Below are 10,390 nucleotides of genomic sequence, written 5' to 3' on the forward strand. Positions count from 1 at the left end.
GCCCACGCAGGGATCAAGCCTGACCGCCCGGAGTGGGCACGGTCGGCCGCAGCCCTGACCGGGAGACCTCCGTGCGCCTGTGCCGGCTTTTTACGAGCTTTTGGGTGACCGCCTTGACGAAGGCGCTGCTCAGGGTGGCGGCTGTTTCTTCTGGGTCTTTGGCTCGCATGAGTGCGCCCAGCACGGCCACTCCGGCGGCTCCGGCGTCGACGCACGCGGTTACCTGTTCCGGGGTTTCAACCCCACCCAGAGCCAGCAGAGGCACCGGGCTGGCGCGCACCAGGCTGCCCAGTCCCGCGACGTTCAGGGGCGGGCCGTAGCCGGGCTTGGATTTTGTTGGCCAGACTGGGGAGACCGTGGCGTAGTGCTCGGTGGTGAGGCGGTTCAGCTCGGCCACGCTGTGGCAGGAGCGGCCGACCAGTTGGTGGGGCGGCGGCGGGTACGGGCCGGCGGCGGGCAGGTGGACGGCGTCGCCGCCGAGCGGGTCGGGGCCGGCCACGATGAGGGTCCCGTCGACGTCGGCGAGGATCGCGCGCAGGTCGACCGCGAGGGCGGCGCGCTCGGCGCGGGGCAGGTCCTTCTCCCGCAGTACGACCCACCGCACTCCTCCGGCGACCGCTCCCGCGACGACCCGTTCAAGCCCGCCCGTGGCGACCAGCCGATCGGTCAACAGGACCACCCCCGACGGCACCAACCCCGTCACAGGTCTGGTCTTCCCTCGTCGGGAGTGGACGGCAGGGCGTGGAAGCGGCGGGCGATACGTCCCGCACCGGCGGCCAGTCGGCCCGCCTCGACGGCGTACCGCATCGCCGTGGCCATCGCCACCGGATCGGCGGCCCGGGTCACCGCGCTGGCCAGCAGGACCGCGTCGCACCCCAGCTCCATGGCCAGGGCCGCGTCGGACGCCGTGCCGATGCCGGCGTCCAGGATCACGGGCACGTCCACGCTCTGCCGGATCAGCCGGATGTGGTGCGGGTTGCCGATGCCGAGCCCGGAGCCGATCGGCGCCCCAGCGGGCATCACCGCGGCACAGCCCACGTCGGCGAGGCGGCGGGCCAGCACCGGGTCGTCACTCGTGTACGGCAGCACCGTGAAGCCGTCGGCGACCAGCTCCTCGGCGGCGCGGAGCAGTTCCACGCCGTCGGGCAGCAGCGTCCGCTCGTCGCCGATCACCTCCAGCTTGACCCAGTCGGTGTCGAACGCGTCGCGCGCCAGCCGGGCCACCTTCACCGCCTCGGTGGCGGTGTGGCAGCCGGCGGTGTTCGGCAGCAGCCGTACGCCGCACCGGTCCAGCAGGTCCAGCAGCCCTCCGGCGGTGCCCGGGGCGGTGCCCACCCGGCGCAGCGCCAGCGTGACCAGCTCCGTACCGGACGCCCGGATCGCCTGTTCCAGCACGTGCAGGTTCGCGGTGCCGCCGGTGCCGAGGATCAACCGCGAGCAGAACGTGACCCCACCCAGTTCGAAGGACACGCCGCTCACCCGCCCTGCGCGGCGGTCAGCACCTCGACGCGGTCACCGTCGCGCAGCACCGTGCCCGGCCAGCCGGCCCGGGGCACCACCTCGCCGTTGACCGCGACCGCGACGCCACGCTGGTGCGGGGCGACGTCGCGGACCAGGTCGGCCACCGACGCGCCGCCGGGGACGCTGCGCCCGGCCCCGTTCACCGTCAACTCCACAGGTCCTCCTCGGTCGTCCGTCCAGGTCCGCTCACGTCGCCCGCGCCGGGCCGTGCCGCGTCGCCGGCCGGAGAGGCGACGGCGAACCGGCGTCCGCTCACGTCGCCCGCGTCGGGCCGTGCCGCGTCGCCGGTCCCGGTCGACGACGCGACGGCGAACCGGTCCGCGCCGAAGGGCGCGAGCAGCGGGTCGGGCACGCCGGTGGTCACCAGGTCGGCGATCTTCTCGGCGGTGATCGGGGTGAGCACGATGCCGTGCCGGTGGTGCCCGGTGGCGGCCAGGACGTCCGGCCGGCCGGGCAGCGGCCCGAGGATCGGCGCGTTGTCCGGCGTTCCGGGCCGCAGACCGGCGACCGCCTCGACCAGGTCGTACTCGGTCAGCTCGGGCAGCAGGTCGACACCGGCGCGCAGCAGCCGCAGCACCGCGCCGGCGGTGACGCTGGTGTCCGCCCGCTCCTCGACCGTCGCGCCGAGGACCACCTCGCCGTCGGCGCGGGGCACCAGGTAGACGTGCTCGCCGTCGGCGTACCCCCGGATCACGTGCCGGAAGCCCGGCGCGACGCCGCCGGGCGCGCGCAGCCGGAGGATCTGGCCCTTCACCGGCCGCACGGGCAGGCCGGTGAGCGCGGCGGCCCCGCAGCCGGCGGCGACCACGGTGACCCCCGCGTCCACGTCGGACAGCCGCCGGACCGGCTGCGGCACGAGCACCGCGCCGGCCCGCCGCGCGGCCGTGCGCAGCGCCGGCACCAGCAGCCGGGGGTCGACCTGGTGGTCGGTGGGCGCGAGCGCGCCGCCGCGCACCCGAGGGGCGAGCGCCGGTTCGCGGTCGCGCAGCTCGCTGGGGCGCAGCGGCGTCACTGGCAGACCCAACCCCTGTTGGTACGCCCAGAGCCGGCGTGCCTCGGCGAGGTCGTCGCCGGTCAGCCCGACCATCAGGGTGCCCTCGGTCCGGTAGCCGATCTCGGTGCCGCTCGCCTCGGTCAGCTCGGCGGCGAACCCGGGCCAGCGGGCGGCGGACGCCACCAGCAGCTCGGTCAGCCGCCGCTCGCCGAAGTACGCCTCGGCGACCGGGGAGAGCATGCCGGCGGCGACGGCCGATGCCCCCGACCCGGGAGCCGGGTCGTGCACCTCGACGCGCAACCCCCGGATGGCACAGCGCCACGCGATGGCCAGTCCGATCGGGCCCGCGCCGACCACCGCCACATCGGTGCGCGTCACGCCAGCGCCCGCAGCAGGTCGGCGGTCGCCCGCGCGGGGTCGGCGGCGTCGGAGAGCGCGCCGACCACCGCCACCCCGTACGCCCCGGCGGCCCGCAGCGCCGGCACCCGGTCGGCGGTCACGCCGCCGATCGCGATGACCGGCACGTCGACGGCGTCGGCGACGGCGCGGACGCCCGCAGGCCCGATGGGATCCGGCAGGCCGTTCTTGGTGCTGGTGGCGTGGCACGGGCCGACGCCCAGGTAGCTGGCCCCGGCGGTGACCGCCTCGACCGCCGTCTCCGGCGCGCGTGCGGTGGCGCCGAGCACGCCGGTCGGGCCGAGCACGTGCCGGGCGGCGGCGACCGGCAGGTCGTCGGCCCCGACGTGCCCACCGGCGGCGCCCACCGCGAGCGCCACGTGCAGCCGGTCGTTGACCAGGCAGGTCGCTCCGTACGGCGCGCAGAGCGCCAGCACCCGGCCGGCCAGGTCGTACGCCTCGCGATCGGTCGCGGAGTCCTCCACCCGGACCTGCACGACGAGGTCGGCGCGGGCCGCCGCGAGGGCGGCCCGGACCACGGTGAGTGGGTCACGCCCGGGTCGGGTGTCGGTGATCAGATGCAGTCGTCCAAGGGACGGCACGGCAACACTCCTCCCTGCGCCGGCATTACCCGGATCAGGTTCGACGGTCGGGGGCTGTCAGCCCCCCTCTCAGCCCGGTACACCGGGCTCCCGTGGGTTACTTGCGTGTCACCGTACGACAGTTCCGCCGGTCTGCCAAGGGAGCGGCCGCCGGCCGGACAGGGTCCCATCGATGGGGTACTTTCTCCGGTCCTGTTCGGAATGTCGCACGCCGTTGCAGAACCGTTACCGGCCGGCATCTTGCCCGACATGGATACACCAGAATTAATTTGTTCAGCGATTCGACAAAATGCCGGTGGGGACGCCCTGGCACGGCCTCCCCGCCGGCTCCATCCGGGACGGTCTTCGGCAGCCGGCCCCCGCGATTCCTGTCCACCGCGACATTGGAGGCGGCGTGTCCCGTTCTCGTCGTACCCGTTTACCACTCACCGCTACCCTGCTCTCCCTAGCGCTCGCCTCGACGACCCTGCTCGGGTCGCCGGCGCAGGCGGCTCCGGCCGCGGCGCAGGTCCCCCCGCGAGACGCGCAGGCCGCGGCTCCGGTCACTCAGGTGGTGCCGAAGGCACCGAAGGCCGCAGCGGCCGACCCCTACTCCGTCCTGGTCTTCTCCAAGACCGCCGGCTTCCGGCACGACTCCATCCCCACCGGCATCGCCGCCATCCAGCAGCTCGGCGCGGCGAACGGGTTCACAGTGGACACCACTGAGGACGGCGCCTCGTTCAACGACGCCAACCTCGCCAAGTACAAGGCCGTGATCTGGCTCTCCACCACCGGTGACGTCCTCGACGCCGACCAGCAGGCGGCCTTCGAGCGCTACGTGCGGGCCGGCGGCGGTTACGCCGGCGTCCACGCCGCCTCGGACACCGAGTACAGCTGGGCCTGGTACGGCGACCTGGTCGGCGCGTACTTCGCCAACCACCCGCAGAACCAGCAGGCCACCGTCAAGGTGGAGGACCACGCCCACCCGTCCACCGCCGAACTGCCGGACCGCTGGTCCCGGTTCGACGAGTGGTACAACTTCCAGACCAACCCCCGGCCAAACGTGCACGTGCTGGCCAGCCTGGACGAGAAGAGCTACACCCCGGGCGCCGGCGCGATGGGCGCCGACCACCCGACCGCGTGGTGCCAGGACTTCGACGGTGGCCGCTCCTGGTACACCGGCGGCGGGCACACCCGGGAGTCGTACGCCGAGCCCGAGTTCCTCAAGCACCTGCTCGGCGGCATCCAGACGGCGGCCGGCGTGGTCGACGCCGACTGCGGCGCCTCGAAGACGTCCAGCTTCGAGAAGGTCACGCTGGACAGCAACACAAGCAACCCGATGGAGCTGGACATCGCCCCCGACGGGCGGGTCTTCTACATCGAGCGCGACGGCCGGGTGCAGATCATCAAGCCCGACACCGGCAGCACCGTCACCGCCGTCGACCTGGACGTCTTCACCGGCAACGAGGACGGCCTCATCGGCATCCGGCTCGACCCGGACTTCGCCACCAACAAGTGGGCGTATCTCTACTACGCCCCGAACGACGGCGTCACCCGCAACCTGCTGTCCCGGTTCACGGTGACCGGCGACACCATCGACCCGGCGAGCGAGAAGCAGGTGCTGCGGGTCGACACCCAGCGCAACACCTGCTGCCACGCCGGCGGCAGCATGACCTTCGACAGCGCCGGCAACCTCTACCTGGCCACCGGTGACAACACCAACCCGTTCGAGTCGAACGCGTACTCGCCGCTCGACGAGCGGCCGGGCCGTCAGGACTACGACTCGCAGCGCACCTCCGCCAACACGAACGACCTGCGCGGCAAGGTGATCCGGATCCACCCGGAGGACGACGGGACGTACACCGTTCCGACCGGCAACCTCTTCGCGCCGGGCACCGAGAAGACCCGTCCCGAGATCTACGCGATGGGCTTCCGCAACCCGTTCCGGATCGGCACCGACCCGAAGACCGACACGCTGTACGTCGGGGACTACGGGCCGGACGCCAACGCGGACAACCCGAACCGGGGCCCCCGCGGTCTGGTCGAGTGGAACGTCGTGACCCCCGGCAACTACGGCTGGCCGTACTGCACCGGGACGAACGAGGCGTACAACGACTACACGTTCCCGTCCGGCCCGAGCGGTCCGAAGTTCGACTGCGCCGCGCCGGTGAACAACTCGCCCAACAACACCGGCCTGACCAACCTCCCGCCGGTCGTCCCGGCCACCGTCGACTACGGCTACGCCGGTGACGCGCGGTACCCGGAGATCGGTGGCGGTGGCGCCCCGATGGGCGGTCCGGCCTACCGGTACGACGCCAACCTCAACTCCACCCGCAAGTGGCCGGCCTACTACGACGGCAAGGCGCTGCTCGGCGAGTGGAACCAGAACAAGATGTACACGATGCAGATGACCGCCGACGGCAAGTCGTTGGTGGACATCAACCAGCTGCTCACCGGTATGCGCATGATCCGGCCGATGGACTTCGAGTTCGGCCCGGACGGCGCGCTCTACCTGATCGAGTGGGGCACGGGCTTCGGCGGCAACAACGACGACTCCGGCATCTACCGGATCGACTACACCGCCGGCGACCGCGCACCGATCGCCGCGGCGTCCGCCAACCCGACCTCGGGGCCGGCGCCGTTGACGGTCGCCTTCTCCAGCGCCGGCTCCCGGGACCCGGACGGCGGCGCGCTCACCTACGCCTGGACCTTCGGCGACGGGCAGACCTCCACCGAGGCCAACCCGACGCACACGTACGCGACGGCGGGCAACTACACCGCCCAGCTCACCGTGACCAACCCGAAGGGCCGTACCGCGGTGGCCAACGTGCCGGTCACCGTGGGCAACACCGCACCGACGGTGAGCATCGAGTTCCCGCCGGACGGTGGCTTCTTCAACTGGGGTGACCAGGTCCGCTACACGGTCAAGGTGACCGACCCCGAGGACGGGCAGATCGACTGCGCCCGGGTGAACCTGCAGGTGCTGCTCGGTCACGACGAGCACGCCCACCCGCTGGAGCAGCACACCGGCTGCACCGGCACCGTCCAGACGTCGCTCGCCTCCGGGCACGGCGCCGAGGCGAACGTGTTCGCGGTCTTCGAGGCCACCTACACCGACAAGGGCGGGGCCGGCGGGTCCGGCGCGCTCACCGGCCGGGACATCGAGATCCTGCAGCCCAAGCAGAAGCAGGCCGAGTACTTCACGGCTACCGGACGGGTGCCGGGCGGCACCGGCGGCGGAGACGCCGGCGTGCAGCGGGAGACCGGGGCCGACACCGCAGGTGGCGGCCAGAACATCGGGTTCATCGAGGACGGCGACTGGTGGTCGATCGTCCCGGCGGACCTGACGAACATCACCGAGATCCGGTTCCGGGCCGCCTCGGCCGCCGCCGGCGGTCGGATCGAGGTCCACGCGGGCGCCGTCGACGGACCGGTCGTGGCCACGGCCACCGTTCCGGCGACCGGCGCGTGGCAGACGTACACGGACGTGAGCGCGCCGGTCACCGGTGCCGCGAGCGGCTCGCTGTACTTCGTGGCCCGCGATCCGAACGGCGGAACGGGTTCCCTGTTCAACGTCAACTGGATGGACTTCGTCGGCCGCGGCGTCACCGAGAACGGGCCGCCGGTGGTCACCGCCACCGCGACCCCGGCCACCGGCACCGTGCCGGTCACCGTCTCCTTCGACGGCACGGCCACCGACGCCGAGGGCGACACCCCGCTGACGTACGCCTGGGACTTCGGTGACGGCGGTACGGCGTCCACCCTGGACGCCAGCCACACGTACACAAGCGTGGGAGCCTTCACGGCCACCCTCACGGTGACCGACAGCAAGGGCGCCAAGTCGTACGCCACGGTGCCGGTGCGGGTGAACGCGCCGGACACGTCCTGCTTCGGGGCGCGTTCGGACGACTTCAACGGCACCAGCCTCGACAAGGGCCGGTGGACCAGCGTGGTCCGGGAGAACCAGCTCTACTCGGTCAGTGGCGGCGCGCTGCGGCTGCCGACCGGGGTCGGTGACCTCTACGGCGCGCGCAACGACGCCACCAACCTGGTGCTCCAGGCGGCTCCGAGCGGCGCCTGGGAGATGACCACCAAGGTCACCCTGCCGGTGACGGCCAACTACCAGCAGGCTGGCCTGCTGGTCTACGGCGACGACGACAACTACGCCAAGCTGGACCTGCTCTACAACGGCAGCCGGCGGGTGGAGTTCATCCGGGAGACGGCCGGAACGCCGCGCAACGACGCTGCCGACAACGCCGCCGCACCGGCGGGTGACACCGTGTACCTGCGGATCACCAGCGACGGGACGAACCTGACCGCGGCCTTCTCGGGCGACGGGCAGACCTTCACCCCGGCCGGCCGGTCGGCCGCGCTCGCCGGCATCACCAACCCGCGGATCGGGGTCTTCGCGCTCAACGGAGGCACCGAGGCACCCGTGGTCGACGCGGCCTTCGACTCGTTCCAGGTCACGCCGGACGCCCCGGCCGGCCCGATCGACCCGTCGGACGAGTTCACCGGCGACACGCTGGACAAGTGCCGGTGGGACGCGATCCTGCGGGAGGACCCGAACGGTTACCGGGTCACCGGTGGCGCGTTGCGGATCGACGTGCCGAACGGTGACATCTACGGCACCAGCAACACCGGGCCGAAGAACTTCATCCTCCAGACCGCGCCCTCGGGCGACTGGACCCTGGAGACGACTGTCGACGGCAGCCTGCTGAACGAGCAGTACCAGCAGGCCGGTCTGCTCGTGCAGGCGGACGACGACAACTACCTGAAGTTCGACTTCATCGCGGACAACCAGGCCGGCCAGACGGTGACGCGGCGGATCGAGTTCCGCAGCGAGATCGGCGGCGTCGTCCAGAACCCGCAGCCGGAGGCCACAAGCCTCACCTCGGCGGTGTGGCACCTGCGGCTGGCCCGCAGCGGCAACACCTTCACGGCGTCGTACTCGGCCGACGGGACGACCTGGACCACGCTGGAGGCGCTGACCAACAGCGCGGTCGGGGCCACCCCGAAGGTCGGTCTGTTCACCCTCGGCGCCAACCAGACGGCGTCGAAGACGGCCTCGTTCGACTACTTCCGGTTGAGCACGAAGGTGGCCGACGAGAAGGCGCCGGTCACCACCGCGGCGGTGTCCGGCACCCCCACCGACGGGTGGTACACCGGGCCGGTGACGGTCACCCTGACCGCCGCCGACGAGGCCGGCGGCAGCGGACTGGCCGGTACGGCGTACCAGCTGGACGGGGCCACCACCTGGACCGACTACACCGCTCCGGTGACGGTCAGCGGCGACGGGGCGCACGAGCTGCGATTCCGCTCGACGGACCAGGCGGGCAACGTGGAGTCGACGAAGACCGTCTCGGTCAAGATCGACGCCACCGCGCCGGTCACCACGGCGACGTTCGCTCCGGCGAACGACGCCGGCTGGCACAACGGGACGATCCCGGTGGTGCTGACCTCGACCGACGCCGGTTCCGGAGTCAAGACGGTCGAGTGGTCGCTGGATGGCGGCGCGTGGACGCCGTACTCGAAGCCGGTCGAGGTGACCGGTGACGGGCAGCACGAGCTGCTGTACCGCTCCACCGACAAGGCGGGCAACGCCGAGACGCTCAAGTCGGCGATCCTGAAGATCGACGGCACCAAGCCGACGCTGCTGGTCTCCGGTATCGCCGACGGCCAGCTCTACGGGGACAGCCAGGACGTTCGGGTGTCCTGGCAGGCCGTCGACCCGACCTCGGGCATCGCGACCGTGGTCGGCCAACTGGACGGCAAGGCGTACGCCAGCGGCACCCTGCAGGCCATGTACGAGCTGCCGCTCGGCCTGCACGAGCTGACCGTCACCGCGACCGACAAGGCCGGCAACACGACGACCTCGGCGGTCCGGTTCTTCGTCACCACCTCGTTCCGGGACATGCAGAACCTGCTGGACCGGTTCAAGGCGACGGGGCGGCTCTCGGCCAAGGCCCACAAGGATCTGACGAACAAGCTCGACGCCGTCCGTAAGGCCGAGGCGGCGGGCAACGACAACAAGGCGCTCAAGGAACTGACCGCATTCCGGAAGCTCGCCGCGGACACCAAGCTGGTGACCGAGGCGGAGATCCGGGACGTGCTGATCCGCGACGCCGACGCCATGACGGTGCGGCTCGGCGGAACGCCCGCCAGCAACGCCGGGGTCAAGGCGAACGACGGCAAACCCGTCAAGGGTGCCGGGCGACTGAGTGGCGACGTCACCCGGCTCGCTCCGGGCCGCCAGCTCTGATCCGACGAGGCCCCTCCCCGACGCCACGGTGTCGGGGAGGGGCCTCCCTCATCCGTAGTGAGGAGATGTCCGTGACGGGTATCCGCAAGGTGGTCGCCGCCGTGTTCGCCGGACTGGCCCTGACCCTGTTCGCCGCGGCCCCGGCGGCCGCCCAGGCCGACAAACTCAAGCTGACGGTGGCTGGCGACGGCGCCGAGGGGGTCACCATCCAGGCCACCTACACCGATGGCCGTCGGCTGGACCAGCTGGTGCGGTTGGTGCTCACCGCCACCGGCCCGGACGGGCAGCGGGTCGGGCCGGTGCAGCTGGAGCCACAGCCCGAGGGGCAGGGGTTCTACAGCAGCGGCCCGGTGCTCTCCACCGGCACGTGGAAGGTGACGGTGAACTCCCCCGCTCCGCTGCAGGGCAAGGCCACCGCCACGGTGCAGGCCCGGGCGGCGCAGTCACCTCCGGCCCCCAGACCGGTCGCGGTGACCGCGGACGGGACCGGCGACAGCGGGGCGGGCGCCGGCTGGTGGCCGTTCGCGGCGGCCGGCCTCGTGCTGGTCGCCGCGGCGATGGGGGCGGCCATGCTGTTCGGCCCTCCCGGAAGGTCAGCTCCAACGCCTTCTTGCCGCGCGCGTCGTACGGGATGAG

Annotated in this window: 7 protein-coding genes and 1 riboswitch; of the genes, 2 read left to right on the forward strand and 5 right to left on the reverse strand. The window is 72.2% G+C overall.

What is annotated here, in order from left to right; translation table 11 throughout:
- Positions 1-13 precede the first annotated feature (13 nt).
- The 5 genes from AB0J68_RS17775 to thiE form a co-directional block, all read right to left on the reverse strand.
- Positions 14-703: a thiamine phosphate synthase gene (locus tag AB0J68_RS17775; RefSeq protein WP_363939431.1), complete on the reverse strand. Its 690-nt coding sequence runs from the start codon at positions 701-703 to the stop codon at positions 14-16.
- Entirely contained in the window at positions 700-1,479 is a 780-nt protein-coding gene (locus AB0J68_RS17780) for a thiazole synthase (protein WP_363939433.1), read from the reverse strand. The genes AB0J68_RS17775 and AB0J68_RS17780 overlap by 4 nt, the downstream gene beginning before the upstream one ends.
- Positions 1,476-1,676 (reverse strand): sulfur carrier protein ThiS, encoded by a 201-nt coding sequence (thiS, locus tag AB0J68_RS17785; RefSeq protein WP_234583421.1) that lies wholly within the window; start codon positions 1,674-1,676, stop codon positions 1,476-1,478. Before thiS ends, AB0J68_RS17780 begins: the two co-directional genes overlap by 4 nt.
- Entirely contained in the window at positions 1,667-2,893 is a 1,227-nt protein-coding gene (thiO, locus tag AB0J68_RS17790) for a glycine oxidase ThiO (protein WP_363939436.1), read from the reverse strand. Before thiO ends, thiS begins: the two co-directional genes overlap by 10 nt.
- Positions 2,890-3,513 carry a thiamine phosphate synthase gene (gene thiE / locus AB0J68_RS17795; RefSeq protein WP_363939437.1) on the reverse strand — a complete coding sequence of 208 codons (624 nt, stop codon included), beginning with the start codon at positions 3,511-3,513 and terminating at the stop codon, positions 2,890-2,892. The genes thiO and thiE overlap by 4 nt, the downstream gene beginning before the upstream one ends.
- A riboswitch (TPP riboswitch) is annotated at positions 3,508-3,617 on the reverse strand. (Overlaps the previous gene by 6 nt.)
- Before the next feature lie 290 nt (positions 3,618-3,907).
- Between thiE and AB0J68_RS17800 the strand changes: the two genes are divergently transcribed.
- Both AB0J68_RS17800 and AB0J68_RS17805 read left to right on the forward strand, forming a co-directional pair.
- Positions 3,908-9,754, forward strand: a complete 5,847-nt coding sequence (locus AB0J68_RS17800; RefSeq protein WP_363939439.1) for a ThuA domain-containing protein — start codon at positions 3,908-3,910, stop codon at positions 9,752-9,754.
- A gap of 71 nt (positions 9,755-9,825) precedes the next feature.
- The gene (locus AB0J68_RS17805) at positions 9,826-10,389 is read left to right on the forward strand and encodes a hypothetical protein (protein ID WP_363939441.1); all 564 of its coding nucleotides are present in this window, start codon (positions 9,826-9,828) and stop codon (positions 10,387-10,389) included.
- Position 10,390 lies beyond the last annotated feature (1 nt).

The sequence above is a fragment of the Micromonospora sp. NPDC049580 genome (assembly GCF_040675595.1).
Lineage (GTDB): Bacteria > Actinomycetota > Actinomycetes > Mycobacteriales > Micromonosporaceae > Micromonospora.